The organism is Legionella worsleiensis, from assembly GCF_001467535.1.
Taxonomy (GTDB): domain Bacteria; phylum Pseudomonadota; class Gammaproteobacteria; order Legionellales; family Legionellaceae; genus Legionella; species Legionella worsleiensis.
The window spans coordinates 417-25408 of the sequence record NZ_LNZC01000020.1; the positions used below are offsets into that span (position 1 = coordinate 417).

Below are 24992 nucleotides of genomic sequence, written 5' to 3' on the forward strand. Positions count from 1 at the left end.
TAATTCACTTGAAGGCGAACCCGGGTTACGGCCTTTCAGGCCTACACCCAGGCTACGCATATGGATGCATCAGCGAGTAACGAGTAGCCTGGGTGCAGGCTCAAAGAGCCGAAACCCGGGTTTTTATCTCATAGTATTCCAATACATACACTCTCTATGTATTAATTCAAGGCGTTTTACGAAACAAAACAATTGAACTTCTAATAGAGCTCAATATGATTTTGAGATGTTAATTCACATGAAGGTGAACCCGGGTTACGGCCTTTCAGGCCTTCACCCAGGCTACGCATATGGATGCATCAGCGAGTAGCCTGGGTGCAGGCTCAAAGAGCCGAAACCCGGGTTTTCATCTCAAATGATATCTTATTTTAATGGCATTAAAACTAGAAATTAGGTTTGGTTTTTGAAAATTAAATATTGGGTTTATTCGTTAAACTATTTTCTTCATCCCGAACTATTCTTTGCGGATGTTTTGTAAAAAAGCCAGGGTACTTTGGTAAAAGTCCTGGAGCAGTCACTAGATTGAGTAGATTTTGATGGTTTAAAAGATGACTACCATTTACATCATTCAAAATACGACATGCGGCGGATGCCATCAATGAAGGAGTGATTTCATTAATAGGTGGAAGATTTTTGGGGTGAACATCAAAACCATGGTAATAGTTATTTATCAGTTTATTATAAGCGCTGGTTATGAAGTTTGGTCCTTTATTAAAAAAGTATCTTACCTGGATTGCTCTTCGATTAATCTGTGCTAGCTGATCCAAATTAAGTCCGCTTTGTATGTTGTTATTATCAAGACGTAACGAGTCAAACTGATCCGATTGAAATGAATCATCTATCATGTGTTCAAAGGATTCCAAGCCATCTGGTTCATGAAGAAATGCATCGATAATTTGTTTTTTACAAGGAGCAATTGCATATTCTCGAAATAGTTCAAAATACAATACTTCCATAAGTTGTCTAACGTACATTTCGTGTTTAGCAATTTGTTTATCACAAAAAGTTGTTGGTTTAACAATGTTCTCTACAAATTGATTGAATTGTTCATATGCCTCATCTGCTGTGCATTGTTCATCCTGAATAAATAGATCGTTATATGATTTGATGCGGCGATTATGATTACTGTCATGATGGTACAATTCCAGAGGTGATAAATAATACGCATCGGCAAAAGTTGCCGGTATTGATACTCCCATAAATCCTATGGGTACCTGCCGTGTTTTTGTAAAGTGTTCAAGCGATAATGGTTCAATTGTGGGGAAATAAATTATTGAGCTATCCAAATTGCAGTTGTATGAACTGAACATTTGGTAGCCATATCGTTTTACATGATAAAAATCCGGTATGTCTGTATACGTAAGTCGTACACAATTATCTATAAATTCCAGTCCTCTTTCAATACCCAGAATAGTTGGTAAGTAAGGGTATGGGGATTTAACCGGTGGAATATGTGGATAATTATCACCAACAGTCTTATAGTTCAGCGTCAAATGAAACAGGGTATTTTGCGTAAGATAATAAAGACTTGATAATGAAGGGTTAGTTTTGACTATTTGTTTTACCTCACTGGAGCATAAGGTTTCTTGAAGTGTTTCCACGGATTCCTTAAATTCCGGAAAACCAGCCAGCGCACCATCACGTTTTATTCTTCTGCGCAATTCGCTGTAGTAGTCCATTGGATTATTCATAATCTGTGTTGCAATGTTCGAATAACCCCTCTTTGCTTGTTCTACCAAGGGTTTGATAACATTTAATCGGGTAAGAAAAGGAAACGCCACAGAGTACTCCATTTAACATAATTGTTATTCATTACCAAACCGTCCCTGTTTTAAAAGAGAGTAAGTATCTGGTTTTGAACTGTTAATAAAATAAACAACATTTTAGTGGGTATAGTAAGTGTTTTACCAAAGACGTTCAATAACAGTAATCTGCTGTTTTATTGCTGATTAAACTTTAGATAGTGGATTTTGCTTGTGTACTCTATGCGTGTTGCCTGTGCTAAATTGACAGGCTCAATGTAAAGATAGAGAATTTATTGAGTGTAATAGCTGCAATAAATGTCTGCGAAATAATCCTGACTTTTCTGCTGGACTTCAGGAAAGTCACTGCTTTCGCAAACTGCGCACGCACGTCGGTCAAATTATTGGTGTAGGATGCGAGTGGTTTCTGGGTATGCCAGAGAAGGTTTTCACAAGGCAAACTGGCATGGTAGCCATCCGGCCGTGCAAGCACGGTCAGACTACGTACAGCTGAATTTCAAATTCTTTTAGCGCAGCGAGTAGCCTGGGTGCAAGCTCAAAGAGCCGAAACCCGGGTTTTCATCTCATAATATTCCATTGCAAACACTCTCTATGAGCTAATTAAATGCGTTTGACCAATCAATTGAACTTCTAATAGAGCTCAATGTGATTTTGAGATGTTAATTCACATGAAGGTGAACCCGGGTTACGGCCTTTCAGGCCTTCACCCAGGCTACGCATATGAATTCATTAGCGAGTAGCGAGTAGCCTGGGTGCAGGCTCAAAGAGCCGAAACCCGGGTTTTCATCTCATAGGATTCCATCGTATACACTCTCTACGAGCTAATTAAATGCGTTTGACCAATCAATTGAAATTCTAATAGAGCTCAATGTGATTTTGAGATGTTAATTCATATGAAGGTGAACCCGGGTTACGGCCTTTCAGGCCTACACCCAGGCTACGCATATGGATTTCATATTCATGCACTCTCCAAATGCGCCTTGAATCCCCTCATACCCCCAATTTACTTGCAATACTCCATTCTGAACATAACGATGAAAACTGGAATATGGCCATTCTTTAGTTGAGAATATATATCCATGTTTAACAGGGTTAAAGTGGATGTAATCGATATGTGCTTATAAGCCTGTTTCATCACGTATTCGATGCTCCCAAAACCGACGTTGCCAAAGTTGATACTCTCCTCATTTATCTTTTGGTATTTTTATTCCTTCCTTAATTAAACTTTTTGTAAAAGACGATTTGATCTGATGCCAGCGTAACCGGGAATTCTGCTCTATGGGCCTAATCCCAAGCTACGCTGGCTAAAAAAACTACTTTTATGGATTATAGTGCCAACTATTTTAAGCAAAAGAGAACTAAGTTGGCACAAAACAGCCTCGACGCACACACCAGACCTTTATCTGCACAATCTGCACACATAAAATTGACGACACACCGTCTCTGATATATTATTGGCAATTAATAAATGCACAAACAAGTTAATTATGCTTATAGACGATACTTTGTACATGCGAATTAGTAGTAATGATCCCACGTTAACCGAATTAAATTTGAGCGGTAAGTGGCAGGGAATTGAAACCGATAAGTTATCCAAAATTGCTGAAGCCCTAAAATATAACCATACGATTACATCCATCAATTTCGATAATGTACCTCTCTATGATGCTGGATTAGCTATCTTAATGAATGCATTATCCAACAACCAGACGATTCAAGTACTCAGTCTTAAACAAATTGGAATGAATTCAAGTTATGCGCGCTCACGCGGCGAAGGACAAGAAAAATTAATAGAATTTCTTAAAAAAAGCACATCGATAAGAGAAATTCATCTGAGCAATAATCACAGCCCAACTTCCCGCAACAAAATCATTCCAGGACTCTTTGCGGAAGCATTAGAACATAACTCTTCACTCGTCACACTGTCACTGGAAAATATCGATATTTCTTGGTCTGGGATCGATGATCACGTATTCGATACAATTCTTACTCGATTAAACATTAATAGAAAAGCTTTAAATATAGAACCCATTACGAGTCTAAGCTTAGAATCGCCACGCCCTATCCAAACTGAAGTGTATAGCGATAATGAACTGCCTGTTATGGTGTCAGATTCAGATGACGAATTTGATGATGCGTTATCAACAGATACAACACCTTCCGCTAAGCCAGCTCCAACTCCTCACACTTATACATCAACTTATCAAAGACATGGTTTGTTTGGTGGATTCGTTGCGACGCTTGTAGAAGGGCTATTCCAAGCTGTTGCAAATGATATACAGAATAATATGTAGTCCTATTTGAGGTTGATTCAGAATATGGAAATTAAAGCACGCTAAGCCGGCTAATACTCATACTCGCAATATTTGATTTAAACAGCAGGCGTAGCCTGGGACTGAGGGATCGGCGCAAATTAAGCATGATTGAGTTTTTCAAACAGGGTTTGAAGACAATTCAAAGATCGAGTTAAAGCCCTTTTTGAAAAATGGATACCACGCCTAACAATTTGACATGCTAAATAATTATTAGATAAGACATCACGATCTTTAATCGAGTTAGCGAGTAGCCTGGGTGTAGGCTCAAAGAGCCGAAACCCGGGTTTTCATCTCATAGTATTCCATTGCAAACACTCTCTACGGGCTAATTAAAAGCGTTTGACCAATCAATCGAAGTTCTAATCGAGCTCAATGTGATTTTGAGATGTTAATTCATATGAAGGTGAACCCGGGTTACGGCCTTACAGGTCTTCACCCAGGCTACGACCATCAACGAGTAGCCTGGGTTTAGGCTCAAAGAGCCGAAACCCGGGTTTTCATCTCATAGGATTCCATTACACACACTCTATGAGTTAATTAAGGGCGAAATAGTCGTACTTTAAAGAATATGCAGTTGCTGTTGGATTGCAAAGGCTTAATCCTTTATAAAGCAGTCAGGATCATTGATGTATTTTTCTTTTAAACGAACATAATGCTGGGCAGAATATTCTATGTGTTCTATTTCACTGCTCGTTAATGCCCTTACGGCCTTTACTGGTGATCCCATGTAGAGATAGCCGCTTTCTAATACTTTTCCAGGCGGTACCAAACTTCCTGCTGCCACGACAACATGCCGCTTAATATGAGCTGCGTCAAGAATAATTGCCCCCATTCCAATCAGACAGTAATCTTCTATGGTACAACCGTGGAGCATGGCATGATGACCTATGGTAACACTGTTTCCGATAATTAAAGGTTTTCCGCCAGAAGTGTAGGGACCATCATGAGTGACGTGGAGTATTGCTCCGTCCTGAATGCTGCATGAATGGCCAATTCTAATGGTGTTCACGTCACCACGAATTACCGCCATGGGCCAAACAGAAACATCATCGCCTAAGGTTACATCGCCGATTATCGCTGATTGGGGATCAATATACACCCGTTGCCCTAAAGAAGGACTTTTATTGTCAAAGCGTCGTATTGTTTTCGTCATTTTTTATACCATAGTTACAAATTCTTCTGCACTGGTAGGATGGATGGCAACAGTATTATCAAAATCTTTTTTACATGCCCCCATTTTGATTGCAACACCAAAACCTTGCAGCATTTCATCTGCATTATACCCTATTACATGCAGACCTATAATTTTTTCTTTTTTTCCCAGAGTGACTAATTTCATTGCAGTAGGTGTTTTGGGATCACTCAAGGCATCATACATGGGATTAAATCGTGTTTTATATATTTTAATTTGCTCTTTACCATACTTGTTAAGTGCCTCTTCCTCGCTGTAGCCTACTGTGCCAACGGGTGGATGGCTGAATACGACGGAACAAATCTGTTGGTAATTAAGTTTTGCTTCTGGTTGACCACCAAACAATCTGTCGGCAAGTTTTCTTCCTGCTGCTATCGCTACAGGAGTAAGTGCAGGGCCATGAGTGACATCACCTATGGCGTAAACGCCTTTTACAGTTGAATTTTGCAAGCTGTCTACGCAGATAAATCCTTGTTTATCTGTTTTGATGTTTAATTTATCAAGGTTTAAATGAGTTGTTCTTGGTGCTCTGCCAACGGCGCAGATAATCACATCAAGTTCCTTAATGACAGAACCACTGTGACAAACGATGCTTTTTTTACCGTCGCTGTGCAGATTAATGCTTTGGGCTTTGTGATTGGGATGTATCTTGATATCTTTTTGCTGCATTATTTCTTGCAACGTAGTACCGAGCATGCTGTCAAATTTACTTAACAACCGGTTACCTCGCATTAAAAGATGCGTTTCACTGCCCAAGGCATTGAGAATGCCGGCCAGTTCAACACCGATATACCCACTACCAATAATGGCTACCTTTTGCGGTTGTTTGGTGAGACTAAAGAAACCGTCTGAATCTATGGCATGTTGAATTCCCTTGATATTCGGTAAGGCAGGTGTTCCGCCTGTTGAAATAATGATATGTTCGGCTTTGTATAAGGAATTATTAACACGAATTTCATGCTGGTTTTCAAAAACGCCTTCACCGTTGATGTGAGTAATGGCGTATTGCTTAAAGCGATTTGCATAATGTTCCCGCAAGCGTTCTATGTATTCGTTGCGTTGTGTTATCAGTTTATACCAATCGAATTTGGGCATGATTGGGCTAAAACCGTAATCATGGGCTTTTAACAATGTTTCAGCGATAGAAGAAGCATTAAACATGACTTTTTTGGGGACGCAGCCTAAATTAACACAGGTTCCGCCTAAATGTGATTTTTCGATTACAGCTACTTTGGCACCGTATTGTGCGGCTCTTACAGCACTGGCAATACCACCGCTACCGCCTCCTAAAACAATCAGATCAAAGGTGTGTTTTTTCATAAAAATTCTTAACGAAAATAAGTTAATAGTAGCAGTAAGTTGATTTACTACCAAACTATTTGTCACGAGCCTGAACTTGCACAAAAAGAGAAAACAGCTCACTATTAACCTATCAATAATTAAAATATTGAATGATTATGTATCTCAAGTTTCTATTCATTCTGATGATAGTGCTCCTTAATGGATGCAGTGGTAATGAACATAAGCAGTTCTCGGGATATGTAGAGGGAGAAAATATTTATCTTGCCTCCCCATTTTATGGTGTTTTAAACTTTTTAAAAGTACAACGTGGACAACACGTGAAGAGAGGAGAGCTTTTATACCGTCTGGATCCTAATCCACAGCAGATGAATATTTCTTCGATAGAAGGTGAATTAGCACAAGCACAAAGCCAACTTGCTGATTTAAAAAAGCCAAGACGTCTCCAGGAAATTGAGGCAATAGAAGCACAAATCCAACAAACCAATGCGCAAATCACTCTGGCAGACATCAGGGTTTCCCGATATCAGAAACTGGTGGATAAACAAGCATCAGACATAGACAGTCTTGATGCTGCTTTGGCCTATTTACAGCAACAAAAAGAATTAAAAGCTCAATATGAAGCAAATTTGGCATTAGCTAAGTTAGGCAGTCGAGAGGATTTGATTAAGGGACAACAAGGCGTAGTGGATTCATTAATGGCCAAACTTCACGTCGCTCAATGGGAATTGGCGCAAAAAACAATTTATGCTCCAGCAGAGGGTATTATTTTTGATACTTATTACTTACAAGGCGAGTACGTTGCCGCTCAGCAACCGGTCTTGTCTTTGTTAACGCCTGAAAACATCCGTATTGAATTTTTTGTGCCTTTGGCTTTTTTAAATCAATTAAGAGTTGGACAACAGATTAGTTTTGCCTGTGAAGGATGCCAAAAACGCAATTCTGCAATAATCAGTTATATTTCACCTGATGCGGAATATCTCCCCCCTCTGGTTTACAGCAGAGATAACAATTCAAAATTAGTTTTCCGGATTAAAGCACATATTACAAATCCCACTTTATTTAAACCAGGTCAACCAGTTATGGTGACTTTGTGATGAATGCGCTCAAGTCCTCTATCATTATTGATGTGCAGGGGTTGCGTAAATGTTTTGGCCAGCGGATTGTAGTGGATAATGTTAATTTAAAGGTAGAACGAGGCGAGGTTTTTGGTTTTTTAGGTCCGAATGGTAGCGGAAAAACAACTACTATCAGGATGTTGTGTGGATTATTGAAAGCAGATGGAGGTCAGGGTACTTGTTTGGGTTTTGATATTTTAACGCAATCCGCTCAGATCAAGGAGCGGGTAGGTTATATGACGCAAAAATTCAGTTTGTATACTGAGTTATCCATTGAGGAAAATCTGAATTTCATTGCCCAGGTTTACGGCGTGACCCATCGAAGAATAAAAGTGACCAAAGCATTGGAACAATTGGGTTTAACTGACAGACGCAAACAACTTACGGGTGAATTATCCGGAGGATGGAAGCAACGCGTGGCGCTTGCAGCCTGTCTTATTCATGAGCCTGATTTGTTGTTGCTTGATGAACCAACTGCGGGAGTTGATCCTGTTGCGCGCCGTGAATTTTGGGATCACATTCATTTTTTAAGTCAGGAGGGGATTACAACTTTTGTGTCTACTCACTATATGGATGAGGCAGAGCGTTGCACCCGTATTGCCTATTTGGCCTATGGTAAATTATTGATTACTGGTACTGTATCTGAAGTCATTGCGGAAACTCATTTAAAAACATGGGAAATCACAGGGCATGTCACGACTGCTTTATTACAACATGCCAAAAAAATACCTGGTGTCGTTCAAGCTGCCTTGTTTGGGAATTTAATTCATGTCTGTGGTTACAATACTGAATTGATAGAGGAAGGTTTAAACCACTTTTGTGCAGAACATGTACTCAAATGGTATGCAATAGAGCCAACTTTGGAAGATGCATTTATCAGTCTGGTAAACAAATCACCGGAGCCTGTCATTGATTAATACTAGCCTGAATCGTTTGTTAGCGGTAATGATGAAAGAGTTTATCCAAATGGCTCGCGATAGAGTGACCCTGGCGATGATAATCGGCATCCCTTTGATGCAGTTAATTTTATTTGGTTTTGCGATTAATACCAATCCACGCAATCTCCCAACAGCGGTTGTCAATTCAGATAATACCTCTTTTAGCAGGCGAATTCTGACCGGTATGGAAAATTCTACTTATTTCAAATTTATCAATACGGTATCTGATGATAAGGAAGCAAGCTGGATGTTGAAAACTGGTAAAGTGCAATTTGTAGTCAGTTTTCCACCTAATTTTACCCGGGATGTTGTCAGAGGTTTGCATCCTCCTTTATTACTTGAAGCGGATGCAACGGATCCTGCGGCTACAGGTCGTGCTGTTTCTGTGTTTAATGAATTAGCAAGTCTCAGCTTGAACGAGGATCTTAAAGGCCCGCTTGCATCATTAAAACCAAAACCATTGCCTTATCAGCCAGAGGTTCATTCTATTTATAATCCTCTGGCCATCACTGCCTTTAATATTGTTCCTGGGCTTTTAGGGGTTGTGTTAACCATGACTATGGTTATCGTGACTGCACTGGTAATCACCAGAGAAAATGAACGGGGCACTATGGAAACACTGCTTTCAACCCCCTTAAAACCTCTGGAAGTGATGGCGGGAAAATTAATTCCTTTTGTGTTGGTCGGTTTTATTCAAGTGATATTAATCTTGTTTATGGCGAAATTACTGTTTTCTATACCAATACAGGGCAGTATTCTGTTGTTATTGCTGTTAAGTTTGCCATTTATTGCGGCCAATTTATCCGTTGGACTTACTTTTTCAACGCTGGCATCCAATCAGCTGCAAGCGATGCAGGGAGCTATGTTTTTTTTCCTACCCTCTATCTTATTGTCTGGATTCATGTTTCCTTTTAGAGGAATGCCTGAGTGGGCACAGTGGGTTGGCAGTGTTTTGCCTTTATCCCATTATCTTATTATTGTTCGGGGGATACTGTTAAAAGGGAATGGATTTGCAGAAGTGTGGCACGAGGTAATCCCTATTATTCTGTTTACTTTTGTGGTTTTATTTATAGGGTTTAAGCGTTATCGAAAAACACTGGATTAACGATACTAAAGCAAAACCCGTATTACATTAGTGCAATACGGGAATAATGTTCAGCTATGATAATGACTTTAAATTTGTTCTAAAAGCTCTTTTCGAGTTTTCTCATCTACAAACGCAGCATTAATGGCCATTTTGGTTATTTCATTCATGGTGTCATCGCTGTACTGATAGGATTCTTGAACACGCTGGTATTCTTGGGCAAGTGTGGTACTCATGAACGGAGGATCGTCCGAGTTGATACTAACCTTAATTCCCGCATCATAAAGCTTGGGAAAGGGGTGACTGCTCATGTCTTTAAATAAGCCTAAAAAGATATTGCTGGTGGGACACACTTCCAAAGCAATCCCTTTGTCTTTGACCATAGCCATAGTTTCGGGAGAGTGAATTGCATTGACGCCATGGCCAATTCGTTTAATGGGTAGGTATTCCATGGCTTCAACCATGCCTCTGGCAGTATCAAATTCTCCGGCATGAACGGTACATTCCAACCCCGCATCCGCAGCGATTTGATAGGCTCGGGTAAATAATTTGGGCGGAAATTTGGCTTCATCGCCACCTAATCCAAATCCTGTGACACAAGGGAAACGGTCAATGCCTGCTTGATGCGCTACTCGTTCGCATGCTTCAACACCAAAATGACGCACGGCAGTGCTTATTATACGGCCAACAATATTAAACTGTTCTTTCGCATCATCAATGGCTTGCTGGATTGCCGCTAGATGTTCTTTTGATGGAATACCACTGGATTGCTCTGCATGATCTGGTGAATACATCATTTCGATATAAATAGCATTTTCCAGGGCGTTGGTTCTGAGATAATCAAAAGTAATGTCATAATAGTCCTGAGGAACTTTTATAACGGCGGCCAATGTATCGTAAACCTTCAGAAAATCGAGAAAATCTTTTGATAAATAACTCACACCATCAGGGGCAATGAGCCCAGAAGGTAACGTTAATCTATTTCTTTTGGCAATTTTTATTGCTAAGTCTGGTGAAATGGTTCCTTCTAAATGCACATGCAATTCCGCTTTTTTTAATTTCATCATCTAGCCTTATTACTTTTGAAGTAGCTTAATGGTAACTTAGTTAAAAAAACGATAAAATACCAGTTATAAATAAAGTTTTTTGGGGAATGACATGACTGAACACGATCTGGATAAGGCTTATGTAAGTCCTTATGATAAATTTTTATACGAGTTCGATGCAACTCACAAGAAATCAGCATCGCAAATAAAAGAAATTCAAAAACACCAGAAAATTGCCCAAATGCGCGATGACAAAGATTATAAAGATAATAAAGGAGAGATTTGGGAAGCGTTTTAATTTCCAATATCCAAGCAATTGCAGAGCCTGTAGTGTACAGGCTCTTGACCTTTCTTTTTAAAACCCCAAAATAGGGGGGTTAATCCGCATTATATAACGCTTCTAAAAGTTCATCGAACGAATTTGAAACACAATAAGTTTCTGGCTCATCTAAATCCTGATATACTAAATGCCAAACTTGAGGGATATTATTAACCCATTTCATGTAATAGACTTGATCAATGCCATCATCAGCAAATGGAAGAGTATTTGGCCCTAAGTATTCGGAAAAATTTTGAATCACCCACCAAATATTCGATGGTTTATTTCTATTCTCATCAACAATATAGAAATCACCTAATTCATATTCAAGCGGAATACCATCTTTTTCATCAATTACATCAAAGTACTTAAAATTGGGTCTACTGCCGTTATAGTTTTTTAGAATATACTTATAATTTTCAGGCAAGGGATGACCACAATGTTTTTCTAGCTCTATAATTTGTTCATCAGATGTCCCTGGACGGAAATCTTTCGAATAAATAGGTGTCATCTCTAGTTTGTTAAAATCAAACATATTTTTTCCTTTATTTTTAAAATCAATTCAGTTTAAATACCTATCTTCAGATAGGTTGTTCCCGTTTTAACGTACGCTCAACTCCCCGCACTGCAGACGGTATCATTACTTTTTAGCCACATTTTATAACTCATAGATAATTCAATATTGTCTGCATGAGAAAATAAACAATTTAACCATATCAATATCACTTATATTGAGTAGCAAATAATTGTACATGTTTTTTAAGCAACAGATAGGCGGGAGAGAATGTTAAAGCAATTTCACTGGAAATTTGCCCTTAAAAACTCTTTATTAATGGATTGGTTTCTTCGTTCAACAAAAAATTAACTAAAAATTCGTCCTCGATCTCCACAGCAATCATTAATTGTTGGGGCTCGCAATCACAAACCGTTTGGCCTGCAATTATCTCATTTTTCTGGTAAAAGTGGAAATAGATAATGGATTGGTTGATGACTATGAATTTGACCATTAGGCAATCTAACTCATTTAAGAAAACTATAAAAAAAATTACTGTATAAAAAATATGCGATTAGTGTATGCCTCAAGGAGTTATAAAGACTTTGTTTATGGGATAAGTTTTCAATAAACCAAGACCCAGTATTTATGCTGCCTTATAAAACTTTTCCCGTAATGGCGGCTTTAGCTGCATATGCAATTGAACCATTAAAATGTTCAGCATTTAAGTTGCTGACAAAACAACCAGAGCTTTTACCCGTTTTTTAGGTTAAAACTCTAAACTGGCTTTTTTAAAACAAGGTTGTTTTATCCAAGAAATGCATGCAACAATTTATAAGAAATGATGGTTAAAATTGATGCCGCAGGTAATGTTAAAACCCAAGACATGAAAATATTGCGGATTACAATAAGATTCAACGCACCGATACCTCTGGCCAGGCCAACACCAAGAACCGCACCCACCAGCGTTTGAGTTGCTGATACCGGAATTCCGGTACTTGTTGCGACAACAACTGTGGTCGCTGCTGATAGGGTAGCCGCAAAGGCACGGCTTGGGGTTAATGCAGTGATTGCGCTACCTACTGTTTCAATTACTTTTCTGCCATACATTAATAATCCAGAAATGACTCCGGTGCAGCCTAAGAGTATGATCCATGAAGGATAATTATTGGCATCAAAAACTTGATTGGCGTTCATGACCAGACTGTACACTATAGTCAATGGACCGACTGCAAGGGCAACATCATTGGAACCATGGGCAAAAACCATAGCGCATGCCGTCATTGCCATTAAAACGGCAAAATATTTTTCAACCTGGACAAAACGTTCTCTGCGTTTAATTTTAGGGCTTTCAGGAATACGTTTAATAAAAATCATTCCCACTATGGTGATGAGGATACTGGTAGCCAAGGTAACGGCTAAATCCTGTTTGAAATTTAAATGAATGTCGAAATGGTTTAAGCCTTTAAATACTGTAATAAAAGACAGAATTGAGCCTATAAGAAAGAGATAAATGGGGATGTACATTTTGGCTTTGGTTAACGGATTGCGCTTAACAAAAATGGTCTGTTGAATACTGATGAACAACGCATAGGCGGTAATTCCTGAAATCATGGGGGAAGTAACCCAGCCAACCGCAATTCGGGTCACCTGGTTCCAGTGGATGGCATCTGGGCCAAGAACTACTGCTCCAAAACCGACCATAGAACCCACTAGAGCATTGGTGATGGAAACAGGCACTCCCAGATAGCTGGCTAAATTCATCCATATGGTACAGGCAAGTAAAACCCCTAACATGCCTTGAATCAGGATTAAAGGTTCATTGGAGAGTTGGCTGGTGTTGATGATCCCGTCTCGCATGGTTTCGGTGACGCCATTTCCACCCAGGAATGCTCCGGCAAATTCGAAGATTATGGCGATGAGCATGGCTTGGCGAACAGTTACTGCTTTTGAGCCCATGGTAGTACTCATCACATTGGCTAAATCGTTGGCGCCAACACCCCACGTCATTAAAAAGCAAAGTACAACAGCTACTAAAAGGAACAATATTGAATAATCCATAGGAATTTACTACCTGGCTATAAGAATTTGAAGTCGACCGCCAACTGTTTGGGCATTGTCGGCTAATTCACCAATCCATTGGACTAATTTATAAAGAAACATAATATCAATTGCTGATAATTCCTTTTCCAGCTCGAAGATACGATGGCGAATATCAGCAAGTTTTTCATCACTGTCGTGTTCTATTTCATCCAGTTTAAGGATCATTTCTTCAACAATTTTTACTTCGCTGCCTCTAAATCCTGTCTCGAGTAGTTCATCAAGCTCGTTTATTGCTTTACAGGCTTGCTTTGAGGCATCCAGACAACGGTGTAAAAAGGGCATAAATGCGGGGATCAAATGCTCAGGAATAGTCATTTGTCTGCTGGTAATTAAACTGGCAATATCCTCGGCCTTATTGGCAATTCTGTCCTGGGCACTAAGCAGTTCGAGTAAATCGGTGCGAGAAACGGGTAAAAAAAGCCCGGTAGGCAAGTGCAGACGTAAATCACGTTTGATTAAATCAGCTTCTTTTTCCAGGGTAATGATTTTTTCTTTAATTTTATTCGCTGCTTTCCAGTCTTTTTTCAATACAGCTTCAAAAAATGGGTACAGCTGTTTTGCGCATTGATGTGCCTTGCGTATGTGCTGTTCAATTGGCCTTATTGGTGATGGCCCAAACATATTAAAAATGCTACCCATGATGTGCATATCCCTGAAGACAGATTGAAGCGATTATACCCAAACTTTTACAGGAACAAAACCATTCATTTATTCTTGGGTAAACAACCTGGATACTTCAATGCTACAATCAATACTAAAGGATGTCTTTTTGTTTTACCGATAGGGAGTATTGCCATTATGAATCGATGGATACTTGTATTCTTTTTGTTTGCCAGTAATGCGTTTTCTCAGCCCATGATAACCAAAGTGATAGAACTGAATTATGTGCAGGCAGATAAAGTTATTCAATTAATACAGCCCCTCATCCAGTCGGAAGATGGAGAAAAAATAAGCGGTTCTGGACAAACATTAATTGTTGCTGTGAGCCCGGAAACGTTGACAAAAATCAGAGATGTTTTGCACAAACTCGATGTTCCCCCAGTGACGTTTAATATCACCATATATCAAGGCGATCCTAATTGGCTTAACCGGCGTAAAAATAATGATGTGATTTACAGTAGTAATTCCCGTTGGCAAGTGCAACGTAGTCAATCTGTTCAGGTTATCAGCGGTGAATCGGCTTTTGTTGCAACGGGTGAAGAAGTTCCTATTGTTAGTGCGGTAGGTGCCGGATTTTTTACTGGAATTGCATACCAACAGCGCCCTGTTCAAAATGGATTATTGGTTCAGCCTGTTTTGCAAGGAAATCAAGTTAAATTATCAGTTAAGCGAGTTAGGGAACAACAAAATGTTGCAGGCGGCCAGCAATTTGATACGCAACAGATTAATACCACCATTATGGCTCCTTTAAATAAATGGGTACCCTTAGGCAGCGCCGAGGGCGCACAGAACACGAATCCCAATTCTGTCTCTTATACTGCGGGCAGGCCTTTTTCTCTTAATTCAACGCTGTACATCAAAGTTTCCATAGTGAATTCCATGCCACCTGGAGAAGTAAAGTAACGCAGATATTTTGCTGATTATTTATTCAGTTTGCATTTTTAGGGCATTGGAATTCTGAATAATTTGGGAACTTACATCCACTTAATTTTGTGATCAAATTCTTCTCATAAAGAAACATAAATTATCTTTTTGGTATATAATTAGATTAAATAGAGGCGATATTTCGGGGGAATCCATGGCAATCATCAACACGTTGGCGAATCATTTGTTGATCGCTATGCCCTCGCTAACTGATCCAAATTTTGAGCGTTCGGTGATTTATTTGTGTGAAAATCACGAGCAAGGCTCAGTGGGTTTAATTATTAACCGCCCTATGGAGTATCCTCTTTCTCTTGTTTTTGAACAACTGCAAATTGAGCCCATTCGTGTGGAACAAAACCGTCTGCCCCTCTTGTTTGGAGGCCCAGTACAGCCCGAAAGAGGTTTTGTGATTCACAAACAAATGGGAGGATGGCGGTCGAGTTTGTTTTTGCAAGATGAAGTGACTGTAACGACCTCAAATGATATCATTCGGGCTATTGCGGTTGATAAAGGCCCCAAAGATGTTTTGGTTACTCTAGGTTATGTTGGTTGGAGCGACAATCAGCTGGAACGAGAAGTAATGAATAATCTTTGGTTAGTGTGCCCTTATAAATCAGAACTTCTCTATGAAGTTCCTTTTGAAGACCGCTGGGAATATGCAGGATTAACCATAGGGGTAAAAATGAATCAACTGAGTTCTAGTGTTGGCCATGCCTAGTGGTGTTTTTTTAGGTTTTGATTTTGGTTACAAACGCATTGGGGTTGCAGTAGGTCAAAGACTAACTTGCAGTGCTTCTCCCGTTTCTACTGTCAGTGCCAAAGCAGGTATACCCGATTGGAACAGTATTCAAAAGCTGATTATCCAATGGAATCCTGATGCGTTAATTGTTGGATTACCGACCTGCATAGACAATACCGAGTTATATACTACTTCTGCGGCAAAGCGATTTGCCAAACAATTACGACAACGTTTTGCCATTCCGGTTCATCTGGTTGATGAAAGGCTTTCTACTGTGGAGGCCAGAGGACAAGTATTTGAACAAGGCGGATACCGAAAACTTAAAAATACAGAAATTGATTGTATTGCTGCGTGCATTATTCTGGAGCAGTGGCTAAATCATCCTGAATAGTACTTTTTTAAAGTGAAGCATCATCACATTGAAAAAGTCCTTCAAATTCCTTGACTGGTTCGTGTAAACTTAAGCTAATCAGGTAATTTTAAAAACACTCAGCACTATATGTTAAAGAGGATTTATGAGTCATTTTATTGAGATTAGTCAATTATCACGCCACCAAATTGAACACCTCATTCAAAGAACCCTTTATTTTAAACAGCAATCAAGTTACCCGGTTTACGCCAAACACACAATAGCCAATTTATTTTACGAAAACAGCACCAGAACTCGAGTAAGTTTTGAGTTAGCAGCCCGCCACTTATCCATGCCTGTGGTGAACATTGATTTGCAAAGTTCCTCCGAAAGTAAAGGTGAAATTGTTGAGGATACGGTGAACACTTTGGCCGCTATGGGAATTCGTTATTTTGTGATACGCCACAAGCAGAATGGCTTGCAACAGTATTTAGCGGATCGTGTTGGAAATTCCATTCATATAATCAATGCCGGCGATGGGACGCATGCTCACCCCAGTCAGGCTTTATTGGATATGGCAACTATTATCGAGCAAAAACCAAAACTTGATCAGTTGAAAATCGCCGTTTTAGGTAATATCAAGCACTCCCGAGTCGCCAATTCCTTGCAAAGCATCTGTCATCAACTAGGTGTTGGAGAGTTGGTGCTGATAGCCCCCAAACTTTGGCAGCCTGATACAGTTCATTATGGATGCGTGACTGATAACATCCGCACCGGTTTGTCTGATGCTGATGTTATTGTTTGTCTCAGAGTTCAGCGTGAGCGCCTGGCTGAGGATGATCATCTGGATTTAGATGCATACAGGAACGCTTTTGCGCTAACCAAAAGCAGTTTGGCTTACGCAAAACCTGATGCTATGGTGATGCACCCAGGGCCCATGAATCGAGGCATAGAAATAGACAGTGAGGTTGCTGATGGCAATCAATCATATATTTTACGTCAGGTTAATAACGGTGTTTATGCGCGTATGGCCATTATTGAATCCTTGATTGTCTAGTGCTTCTATTTGGGGGATTGAAACGTTTGTTTGTAAGATAGAGCTTGCTGCAGGTGACTCAAACCGACTTTTTCATGTTCATTCATGTCGGCTATTGTTCTTGCAACCTTAAGCAGACGATGATAACTGCGAGCAGAGAGTTTTAATTTACTCATCGTTTCGTTTAAAAAAGTATGTTCTTTATCCCCCAGTTGACATAACAGTTCGCATTGCTTGGCGCTTAAGTTAGCATTAATGCACTTTTGTCGTTTCATTTGTATCGCTCGAACTTTAATTACTTTTTCTCTGATGCGTTCACTTTGTTTTTCTTGATTGGCGTTGGGTTTGATTAATTCATGAGCTGGAAGTGCATGTACTGTGATGTGCATGTCTATGCGATCCAGTAAAGGTGCTGAAAGTTTGGTTAGATACCGACTGATTCTATCGGGTGTGCATAAACAGTTTGCTTGTGGATTACCCCATTGTCCGCAAGGACAAGGATTCATAGCAGCGAGTAATTGAAATTTTGCCGGAAATTCGGTTTGAGCTGCCGCTCGAGAAATACAAATATTTCCTGATTCCAATGGTTCTCTCAATGTTTCCAGGACTTGTCGATTAAACTCCGGTAATTCATCGAGAAATAATACGCCATGATGAGCCAGCGAAATTTCTCCCGGTTTGGGTGGATTTCCCCCGCCAACCAAAGACATGGGCGATGCCGTATGGTGTGGTGCCCGAAAAGGCGGCGAGCGCCACTGCGTGAAATCAGGCGATTTTCCTCTTATAGAATTGATTGCTGCGCATTCCAATGCCTGGGTTTCCGATAATTCGGGTAACAAGGTTGAAAATCTTTTGGCCAACATGGTTTTCCCACTTCCGGGAGCACCGCATAACAAAATACTGTGTCCGCCACATGCGGCAATTTCCATAGCATTTTTTGCATGGAACTGTCCTTTGATGTCAGACCAGTCCAGTTCGTGAGTTGATTGGGTATATTGTGGTCTGGGTGGGGGGCTTTGCAAGGGAGTATCATTACAAAGATAACTGCATACTTCCCTTAAATTATTGGCGATAAGAACATCCTGATGTCCAGTTAGTGAAGCTTCTTGTGCATTGGTTGCAGCGATTACTAATAGTTGATTGTCTTGATGTGCGGCAAGTACCGCAGGAATAATAGCTGATACGCCCCTGAGTTCGCCACTTAAAGCCAATTCGCCAATAAACTCATGATTTATTAGTTTTTGTGGTGGAATCTGGCCTGATGCTGCCAGGATTCCCAAAGCAATCGGTAAATCAAAGCCACTACCTGATTTTGGCAAATCCGCAGGTCCCAGATTGACGGTGATTTTACGGCAAGGAAATTCAAATTGACTGTTAATAATGGCGCTTCGTACGCGATCTTTGCTCTCTTTTACGGCTGTTTCAGCAAGCCCGACCATAGTAAAACCAGGTAACCCATTGGAAAGGTGTACTTCTACTGATACTGATTGGGCTAATATACCAATAGTGCTGCGTGTTTTGGTGAATGCGAGATTCATGATGTCTATTCCTGTTGTGTTGGACATTTAGCCGCTTTTATTTCCTGAGCGGCTTTATTAATAAAATTGCCTTAATCTTATCCTGCTGGGTTGAATGTTAACATTCCTGATTTTTATTGTCTTTGACCTTTACCAGTTCATCAACCTGTTTTTGGAGTTGCTCCAGCTTTTCTCTGGTTCGGGCAAGTACCTTGCACTGAACATCAAATTCATCTCGGGTAATTAAATCAAGACGAGTAAATGTGGCCTGCAATACTTCTTTAAATTTTTGTTGGATGTCATTTTCAATATTTTGTAGACTGGTTGGCAAAGTGGCAAAAAGCATTTGAGCCAAATCGTCAAATTGTTTCGTGTCGAACATAGTTACTCCATGTTAAGTAGTGTTGACAGTCTAACAAAACTGTTTCTGAAGAACTATACCCAAGCTCCTGCGTTTGCAAGAACTTATTTTTTTATACATGAGAATGGAACCAATATGAAAATGATCACCGCAATAATCAAGCCCTTTAAGTTGGATGATGTTCATGAGGCATTGATGGAAATAGGCGTACCAGGAATAACAATTTCCGAAACTCGAGGATTTGGTCGTCAAAAAGGGCATACTGAATTGTACCGAGGAGCAGAATACGTTGTCGATTTTCTCCCCAAAATTAAAATCGAATTGGCTGTACCTGAAAATATGGTCGAAATAGCCATAGAAGCAATCTGTAAATCGGCATATACCGGAAAAATAGGTGACGGTAAAATTTTTGTTTATGAGTTGCAGCAGGTGGTTCGGGTTAGAACAGGTGAAGTCGGAAACGATGCCCTTTGAACGGGTGTATTTGGCGCATCTTAACCGAAAGGGTTGGGGGAAAAATGCTCATGTACCTGATGTACACTGCGCTTTTTCCCCCAACCCTTTCAGTTAACCTGCACTCAAATCCAACCGTTCAACGCCTGTGCAAACTAATCTTAACCCTACTCAAGTTAGTACAGATGATTTATTTTGGTACGATTTATTTGACATATACCCACTCGGGGTATATACCTATAGGGGTATAGGAGAAAAAAATGAATCATCACACAACTCATGAAAAAGAATTACATCGTTTAAATCGTGCACTCGGTCAGCTTGAAGGGATTAAGCGCATGATTAATGAGAAGCGTTATTGCATTGACATCATAACGCAAATTCGGGCTGTGCGCAGTGCCCTAAAAACTATAGAGCTCAGTGTCTTAGAGACTCATTTAGAAGGATGTTTGGGCCATATGGCATCTTTAACCGATGACGAAGTACGTAGTCAAAAATTGAATGAAATAATCGAATTGTTGAAAAAATACGAGTAGGTGCATTATGAATCACTATCATCATAAAGGTCATCATAGTTCTGAAACAGAATCTGCTTCATGCAATCATCAACGGCAAACATCACAGGAGATAAAGGGAGCGGAGCCTAATGGTTTTTATATTTGTCCCATGCACCCTGAGGTTCGTCAAAATGAACCAGGTAATTGCCCTATTTGTGGTATGGCTCTGGAGCCTGAAGTAATTCAGATAGTGCAGGAAACCAGTGCAGAATATTTAGATATGAGGCGTCGTTTGGGGATTGCTTTAATTTTGACTTTGCCCTTGTTTTTTTTGGAAATGGCAGGGCATCTTTTCCTGCAAATTATTCCTGCTGGCTTATCTTCCTGGGTGCAATTTTTATTGGCTTCACCAGTAGTTTTATGGTGTGGCTGGCCGTTTTTACAACGGGGTATGGATTCGCTTAAAACACGTCAATTGAATATGTTTACTCTAGTAGCTATGGGTATTGGAGTAGCATGGGGTTATAGTGTGATCGCACTTATTCTACCGGGTATTTTTCCTCTGGCTTTACAAACAGCTCATGGCGGTGTTGCCGTTTATTTTGAGGCCGCTGCTGTTATTACAACCTTGGTTTTATTGGGGCAGGTTTTGGAGCTTAAAGCTCGAGAGCACACAAGCGGAGCGATTAGAGCGCTTTTGAGGCTGGCGCCACAAACTGCTCATCGTATTGGCGCTGAGGGTAATGAAGAAGAAGTATCTCTGGAACAAGTGCAGGTAGGTGACTTATTACGTGTTCGTCCGGGTGAAAAAATACCTGTCGATGGCGTGGTCACTGAAGGGTACAGTTATATAGACGAATCTATGGTGACAGGAGAGTCTATGCCCGTGCGCAAAGAGGTAGGCCAAACGCTTATCGGTGCAACCTTAAACCAAACGGGAAGTTTTGTGATGAAAGCCTTGCATGTAGGAAGTGATACCATGCTTGCCCACATTGTGCAGATGGTCAGCGAAGCCCAGAGAAGCAGGGCTCCAATCGCCAGACTGGCAGATAAAATTTCTGAATGGTTCGTACCCATGGTGATAGGGATTGCCTTAATCGCATTTGTTTTGTGGGTATTATTGGGACCACAGCCCTCCTTTAGTTATGGCTTGATTGCTGCAGTATCTGTTCTTATTATTGCCTGTCCTTGCGCCCTGGGCTTGGCAACGCCCATGTCCATTATGATTGGCGTCGGGCAAGGTGCACAACAAGGGATTTTGATTAAAAATGCTCAGGCTTTGGAACAGATGGAGAAAGTTAATGTATTGCTCATTGATAAAACCGGAACATTAACAGAAGGTCATCCTGTACTCACTCGTATAGTGACTCTTAATTCGATAAATGAGCATAAAATTCTTGCAATAGCGGCTTCTCTTGAGCATCAGAGCGAGCACCCCTTAGCGAAGGCTATTGTTTTTGCCGCACAAGAAAAAAAACTATCCTTTGTTCCTGTCGAAGAGTTTAATGCTGTTACGGGAAAAGGAGTTTTGGGCAGAGTAGCCAGTCAAACAATTGCAATTGGCTCGCTTCTTTTCATGCAGGAAGCTGATATAAAGCTTGATGATGAGCTCGTCAAAATCGCTGATGATGAACGCACCAAAGGTGCATCGGCTGTTTTTGTTGCTGTAGACGGAACCCTTGTTGCGGTCTTGATGATTCAAGATCCCGTGAAACCAAACACACTTAAGGTACTCAATGAGTTGCAGCGAAAAGGGATAGACGTGTACATGCTGACTGGGGACAGTAAAAAAACGGCTGAAAGTGTGGCAAAAACGCTAGGGATAAAACATGTTATTGCCGAAGTAATGCCTGCAGACAAAAGCAGTAAGGTGCGGGAGTTGAAAAATCAAGGATTTGTGGTCGCCATGGCGGGAGATGGAGTAAACGATGCGCCTGCTCTTGCCATGGCAGATATTGGTATTGCAATGGGTACCGGAACTGATGTTGCAATTGAAAGTGCTGGTATTACTTTGTTGCATGGTGATTTGGCAGGGATACTCAAAGCCCGTCATTTATCCGTAATGACTATGCGCAATATTCGTCAAAATTTATTTTTTGCATTTATCTACAATGTGTTAGGAATCCCCTTGGCTGCTGGACTATTGTATCCAATTTCAGGGGTATTATTGAGCCCGGTTATCGCTGCCGCAGCAATGTCACTGAGCTCTGTTTCAGTCATTGCTAATGCTCTACGATTGCGCCGGATTAAACTCAATCTTAATGGTTAAAAAAAAATAGCCTTTATTTTTGTTGATGAAAAAGTATCTCTTGATACGATTAATTCTATTTAGGCTTTGGGCTGGGTGCAGTATTAGAAATCAAGCATTTCGCCAGTATATGGCTTTTGGTGTCACTACTGCGTCCAGTGGGATATCCCAGGGTTCAGGGATCAGAAAATCGACTTTTTGAAATTGATAGGCTACTCCCAGAAACAGGCCGTTTTTTTTATTTTCTAAAGTTCGGTCATAGTAACCAGCTCCCATACCAAGTCTGGTGCAACGGCTATCAAAGGCTACGAGTGGCATGATAATTAAATCCAGTTGCTCTATAGGTATTGCCAGATCATGGTTCACTTCTGGCTCGGGAATGCCGTACTGGTTATTTTTGAAGGGGGTATTGGGGGTGGCCGGTAAAAATGAAAGAGTTGAATTTTTGTTGAGGGCCGGGAAATGACAGAATTTGCCATGCAAAGGCGCATTTTGCCAAAGATTACTCAAATCAATTTCACCGTTAACTGCAAAATATAAGGCAATGCTTTTGGCTTTTCTATACTCATTGAGTGCTTTAATTCGATTACAAATTTGATTGGAGCTTTGGACTCTATAAGAAACGCTTGTTTTTGCACGTACTTGCTTTATGGAGTTACGTAAGGCGATTTTGAATTGGTCAGGCATATGATTAATTTATTATTTTTCTTTGTTGATTATTCGTTGTTTGGCAGCAAAGTTCAAGATATTCATGTCATTTTCGTCATTTTTGCCGTGAAAAAAAATAAAAAAAACTAGGCAAAAAAAAGAAAATAGGGTATATAGCCGTCCTGGCATTTTGTTCCACTTAACTAAGTGATTTAACAAATTCCTGTTAACTCTCTGAAGAGGATGATTATGACTGACTTGTTTGAAGAAGATGAAGAAGAAATAATTGAAGTTGTCGATGATTTTGAAGAGGTAGACGTAGATACTGAATTTACCGAAATACCTGCTAATGGTTTGGATGCTCGCCGGCGTTTGGAAAACATGTTGGAAGAAAAGCGTTTGCGTGACGAGCTTGATGATTTTGTAGATTATTAATTATGGGTTTTTGATGCATACCAGGGTATTAATAGATAAAGGCGATGTTATCCCTGGATTTGGAATAGATGATCGCATTTTTTTGGGTGAGGGCTTGTTCGAGACAATTAAAGTTGACAGTTCCCACCCCTGTTTTGCTGCCTTGCATTGGCAAAGAATGGCTGACTCTGCTCATCAGCTGGGTATCGCCTTCGATCTTTCCCTGGATGACTGGTATGACTGTCTGATTCAGCAAATTAGACGTGACAATTTGTATCATGGTGGTGTAAAAGCCATTTTAAGTGGCGGGTCAGCGCCCCGTGGATTGGTAGAACGCAGTCAGGTCAGTCAATTAATACTGCAAACCTTTAATTATCAAAAAGCGAATCATCCTGTGCGCCTTGTTGCTTCCTCCTGGTTAAGGGATGCGGCCAACCCTATATACAGAATGAAAACTGTAAATTATCTGGAGGCCGTATTGGCAAGGCGCCAGGCAATCACTATGGGTGCGGATGATGCCTTGTTTTTTAATCTGCACCATTGTGCTACGGAAACGACCTGCGCTAATCTGTTTTTGATAAAAAATAATCAGTTGATAACACCACCGCTGGATCATGGAATCCTCCCTGGAATTACACGATCCCGAATCGTGTCATTGTGTGAGGATCAAGGTATTCCCTTTAGGGAACAAGGTGTAACTAAAGCAATGATAAACGAAGCAGATGCTCTTTTTATTGCTAACTCCTTGCACGGAATCAGAGCGGTTTTTTCTGTCGATGAGGTTATTTTTGCGGTTACTCATCCGTTAATTGAGCAGTTAATCGCCTTGCTTTCTTCTGATGAACTTGATAATGCAAAGAAACAAAACAGCTATCCCAGTGAGTAGCATTCCTCCATTGCGGTAAAAATTATTCGGTTGAGCAAGGGCATCCATCCCAGCGTAACCAAAACAGGTATAAATGATTTCTGCTGGAATTAGAAAAACAAAGGTGGTTATCAGATAAACACGAAACGTAATACCGGTGATGCCCATGCCGTAGTTAACCAGGTTAAATGGCACTATGGGAACCAATCGTAAAAAAGCGACAAACAGCCAACCTTTTTCATCCACTCCCTGAATCAGCTTATCCAGTTTTTCTCCTCGTTTTTGGCTAAACCAGTTATACGTTAAGTGCCGTGTAATCAGGAAGGCTAGCGCCGCACCACTGGTTGCTCCGAGTAAGTTGAGTAATAGACCAAATATTGGGCCGAAAATTGCCCCTCCAGCCAGAGTCAATACCATAGTTGGCAAGAGCATAAGGGTAGCCAGGCAGTAAACAAGGACAAACAATACCGGTGCAAGCCAGCCCAGATCATCAATCCAGTGAATGATTTCTATAGAGTGCTGTTGAAATGCAAGGGCACATACAACGAAGAAAACCAAAGCCAAAACGACGCAACTGGTTTTTACCGGGCAGATTTTTTTGTAATTCATCC

Annotated in this window: 26 protein-coding genes; 15 read left to right on the forward strand and 11 right to left on the reverse strand. The window is 40.4% G+C overall.

Features of this window, described 5'->3' with window-relative positions:
- Positions 1 to 196: hypothetical protein (locus Lwor_RS14110; RefSeq protein WP_238584640.1), on the forward strand; the 196-nt coding region annotated here is incomplete at its 5' end.
- 214 nt (positions 197 to 410) lie between these two features.
- On the opposite strand, the gene Lwor_RS08165 is transcribed toward Lwor_RS14110, so the two are convergent.
- Positions 411 to 1781 (reverse strand): hypothetical protein, encoded by a 1371-nt coding sequence (locus Lwor_RS08165; protein ID WP_058493398.1) that lies wholly within the window; start codon positions 1779 to 1781, stop codon positions 411 to 413.
- A 1469-nt stretch (positions 1782 to 3250) separates the two neighbouring features.
- Here Lwor_RS08165 and Lwor_RS08170 point away from each other — a divergent pair.
- Positions 3251 to 4057 (forward strand): leucine-rich repeat domain-containing protein, encoded by an 807-nt coding sequence (locus tag Lwor_RS08170; RefSeq protein WP_058493399.1) that lies wholly within the window; start codon positions 3251 to 3253, stop codon positions 4055 to 4057.
- Positions 4058 to 4673: 616 nt separating this feature from the next.
- Here the strand turns inward: Lwor_RS08170 and Lwor_RS08175 are convergent.
- Together Lwor_RS08175 and gorA are read right to left on the reverse strand one after the other, a co-directional pair.
- The gene (locus Lwor_RS08175) at positions 4674 to 5231 is read right to left on the reverse strand and encodes a gamma carbonic anhydrase family protein (protein ID WP_058493400.1); all 558 of its coding nucleotides are present in this window, start codon (positions 5229 to 5231) and stop codon (positions 4674 to 4676) included.
- 3 nt (positions 5232 to 5234) lie between these two features.
- Positions 5235 to 6590: a glutathione-disulfide reductase gene (gene gorA / locus Lwor_RS08180; RefSeq protein WP_058493401.1), complete on the reverse strand. Its 1356-nt coding sequence runs from the start codon at positions 6588 to 6590 to the stop codon at positions 5235 to 5237.
- Between the two features lie 137 nt (positions 6591 to 6727).
- On the opposite strand from gorA, the gene Lwor_RS08185 reads away from it, so the two are divergent.
- Genes Lwor_RS08185 through Lwor_RS08195 form a run of 3 tightly spaced genes read left to right on the forward strand, consistent with a single transcriptional unit; the run spans position 6728 to position 9730 of the window.
- Positions 6728 to 7666 (forward strand): HlyD family secretion protein, encoded by a 939-nt coding sequence (locus tag Lwor_RS08185; protein WP_058493402.1) that lies wholly within the window; start codon positions 6728 to 6730, stop codon positions 7664 to 7666.
- Positions 7666 to 8604 carry an ABC transporter ATP-binding protein gene (locus Lwor_RS08190; protein ID WP_058493403.1) on the forward strand — a complete coding sequence of 313 codons (939 nt, stop codon included), beginning with the start codon at positions 7666 to 7668 and terminating at the stop codon, positions 8602 to 8604. The genes Lwor_RS08185 and Lwor_RS08190 overlap by 1 nt, the downstream gene beginning before the upstream one ends.
- The gene (locus Lwor_RS08195; RefSeq protein WP_202967153.1) at positions 8597 to 9730 is read left to right on the forward strand and encodes an ABC transporter permease; all 1134 of its coding nucleotides are present in this window, start codon (positions 8597 to 8599) and stop codon (positions 9728 to 9730) included. Before Lwor_RS08190 ends, Lwor_RS08195 begins: the two co-directional genes overlap by 8 nt.
- A 68-nt stretch (positions 9731 to 9798) precedes the next feature.
- On the opposite strand, the gene Lwor_RS08200 is transcribed toward Lwor_RS08195, so the two are convergent.
- Positions 9799 to 10773 (reverse strand): adenosine deaminase, encoded by a 975-nt coding sequence (locus tag Lwor_RS08200; RefSeq protein WP_058493404.1) that lies wholly within the window; start codon positions 10771 to 10773, stop codon positions 9799 to 9801.
- 94 nt (positions 10774 to 10867) lie between these two features.
- Between Lwor_RS08200 and Lwor_RS08205 the strand changes: the two genes are divergently transcribed.
- Positions 10868 to 11053: a CBU_0585 family protein gene (locus tag Lwor_RS08205; protein WP_058493405.1), complete on the forward strand. Its 186-nt coding sequence runs from the start codon at positions 10868 to 10870 to the stop codon at positions 11051 to 11053.
- Between the two features lie 79 nt (positions 11054 to 11132).
- Here Lwor_RS08205 and Lwor_RS08210 read toward each other — a convergent pair whose 3' ends face one another.
- The 3 genes from Lwor_RS08210 to Lwor_RS08225 form a co-directional block, all read right to left on the reverse strand.
- The gene (locus Lwor_RS08210; protein WP_058493406.1) at positions 11133 to 11609 is read right to left on the reverse strand and encodes an SMI1/KNR4 family protein; all 477 of its coding nucleotides are present in this window, start codon (positions 11607 to 11609) and stop codon (positions 11133 to 11135) included.
- Between the two features lie 765 nt (positions 11610 to 12374).
- On the reverse strand, positions 12375 to 13628 hold the full coding sequence (locus Lwor_RS08220; protein WP_058493408.1) for an inorganic phosphate transporter: 1254 nt from the start codon (positions 13626 to 13628) through the stop codon (positions 12375 to 12377).
- Positions 13629 to 13637: 9 nt separating this feature from the next.
- Positions 13638 to 14309 (reverse strand): TIGR00153 family protein, encoded by a 672-nt coding sequence (locus Lwor_RS08225; protein WP_058493409.1) that lies wholly within the window; start codon positions 14307 to 14309, stop codon positions 13638 to 13640.
- Between the two features lie 156 nt (positions 14310 to 14465).
- Between Lwor_RS08225 and Lwor_RS08230 the strand changes: the two genes are divergently transcribed.
- The 4 genes from Lwor_RS08230 to Lwor_RS08245 all read left to right on the forward strand — a co-directional run bounded on the left by Lwor_RS08230 (position 14466) and on the right by Lwor_RS08245 (position 17399).
- Positions 14466 to 15233, forward strand: a complete 768-nt coding sequence (locus tag Lwor_RS08230) for a secretin N-terminal domain-containing protein (protein ID WP_058493494.1) — start codon at positions 14466 to 14468, stop codon at positions 15231 to 15233.
- Between the two features lie 175 nt (positions 15234 to 15408).
- Positions 15409 to 15972, forward strand: coding sequence for a YqgE/AlgH family protein (locus Lwor_RS08235; protein WP_058493410.1), 564 nt, complete (start codon positions 15409 to 15411; stop codon positions 15970 to 15972).
- Entirely contained in the window at positions 15965 to 16384 is a 420-nt protein-coding gene (gene ruvX / locus Lwor_RS08240) for a Holliday junction resolvase RuvX (protein WP_058493411.1), read from the forward strand. The genes Lwor_RS08235 and ruvX overlap by 8 nt, the downstream gene beginning before the upstream one ends.
- 124 nt (positions 16385 to 16508) lie before the next feature.
- Positions 16509 to 17399: an aspartate carbamoyltransferase catalytic subunit gene (locus Lwor_RS08245; protein WP_058493412.1), complete on the forward strand. Its 891-nt coding sequence runs from the start codon at positions 16509 to 16511 to the stop codon at positions 17397 to 17399.
- A 5-nt stretch (positions 17400 to 17404) separates the two neighbouring features.
- On the opposite strand, the gene Lwor_RS08250 is transcribed toward Lwor_RS08245, so the two are convergent.
- Both Lwor_RS08250 and Lwor_RS08255 read right to left on the reverse strand, forming a co-directional pair.
- Positions 17405 to 18916 carry a YifB family Mg chelatase-like AAA ATPase gene (locus Lwor_RS08250; protein ID WP_058493413.1) on the reverse strand — a complete coding sequence of 504 codons (1512 nt, stop codon included), beginning with the start codon at positions 18914 to 18916 and terminating at the stop codon, positions 17405 to 17407.
- A gap of 97 nt (positions 18917 to 19013) precedes the next feature.
- A complete protein-coding gene (locus tag Lwor_RS08255) occupies positions 19014 to 19277 on the reverse strand; it encodes an accessory factor UbiK family protein (protein ID WP_058493414.1) in 264 nt (87 codons plus the stop codon).
- A 114-nt stretch (positions 19278 to 19391) separates the two neighbouring features.
- On the opposite strand from Lwor_RS08255, the gene Lwor_RS08260 reads away from it, so the two are divergent.
- The 3 genes from Lwor_RS08260 to Lwor_RS08270 all read left to right on the forward strand — a co-directional run bounded on the left by Lwor_RS08260 (position 19392) and on the right by Lwor_RS08270 (position 22475).
- The gene (locus Lwor_RS08260; RefSeq protein ID WP_058493495.1) at positions 19392 to 19730 is read left to right on the forward strand and encodes a P-II family nitrogen regulator; all 339 of its coding nucleotides are present in this window, start codon (positions 19392 to 19394) and stop codon (positions 19728 to 19730) included.
- Positions 19731 to 19969: 239 nt separating this feature from the next.
- Entirely contained in the window at positions 19970 to 20245 is a 276-nt protein-coding gene (locus Lwor_RS08265; RefSeq protein WP_058493415.1) for a metal-sensitive transcriptional regulator, read from the forward strand.
- A 7-nt stretch (positions 20246 to 20252) separates the two neighbouring features.
- Positions 20253 to 22475 carry a copper-transporting P-type ATPase gene (locus Lwor_RS08270; protein WP_058493416.1) on the forward strand — a complete coding sequence of 741 codons (2223 nt, stop codon included), beginning with the start codon at positions 20253 to 20255 and terminating at the stop codon, positions 22473 to 22475.
- A gap of 90 nt (positions 22476 to 22565) precedes the next feature.
- Here the strand turns inward: Lwor_RS08270 and Lwor_RS08275 are convergent, their stop codons facing one another.
- Positions 22566 to 23141 (reverse strand): 5-formyltetrahydrofolate cyclo-ligase, encoded by a 576-nt coding sequence (locus Lwor_RS08275; RefSeq protein WP_058493417.1) that lies wholly within the window; start codon positions 23139 to 23141, stop codon positions 22566 to 22568.
- A gap of 210 nt (positions 23142 to 23351) precedes the next feature.
- Between Lwor_RS08275 and Lwor_RS08280 the strand changes: the two genes are divergently transcribed.
- Both Lwor_RS08280 and Lwor_RS08285 read left to right on the forward strand, forming a co-directional pair.
- Positions 23352 to 23537, forward strand: coding sequence for a PA3496 family putative envelope integrity protein (locus Lwor_RS08280; protein WP_058493418.1), 186 nt, complete (start codon positions 23352 to 23354; stop codon positions 23535 to 23537).
- A gap of 13 nt (positions 23538 to 23550) precedes the next feature.
- Positions 23551 to 24402: an aminotransferase class IV gene (locus Lwor_RS08285; RefSeq protein WP_115091014.1), complete on the forward strand. Its 852-nt coding sequence runs from the start codon at positions 23551 to 23553 to the stop codon at positions 24400 to 24402.
- Here Lwor_RS08285 and Lwor_RS08290 read toward each other — a convergent pair.
- Positions 24334 to 24990, reverse strand: a complete 657-nt coding sequence (locus tag Lwor_RS08290) for a TVP38/TMEM64 family protein (protein WP_058493420.1) — start codon at positions 24988 to 24990, stop codon at positions 24334 to 24336. The genes Lwor_RS08285 and Lwor_RS08290 overlap by 69 nt on opposite strands.
- Between the last annotated feature and the right edge of the window lie 2 nt (positions 24991 to 24992).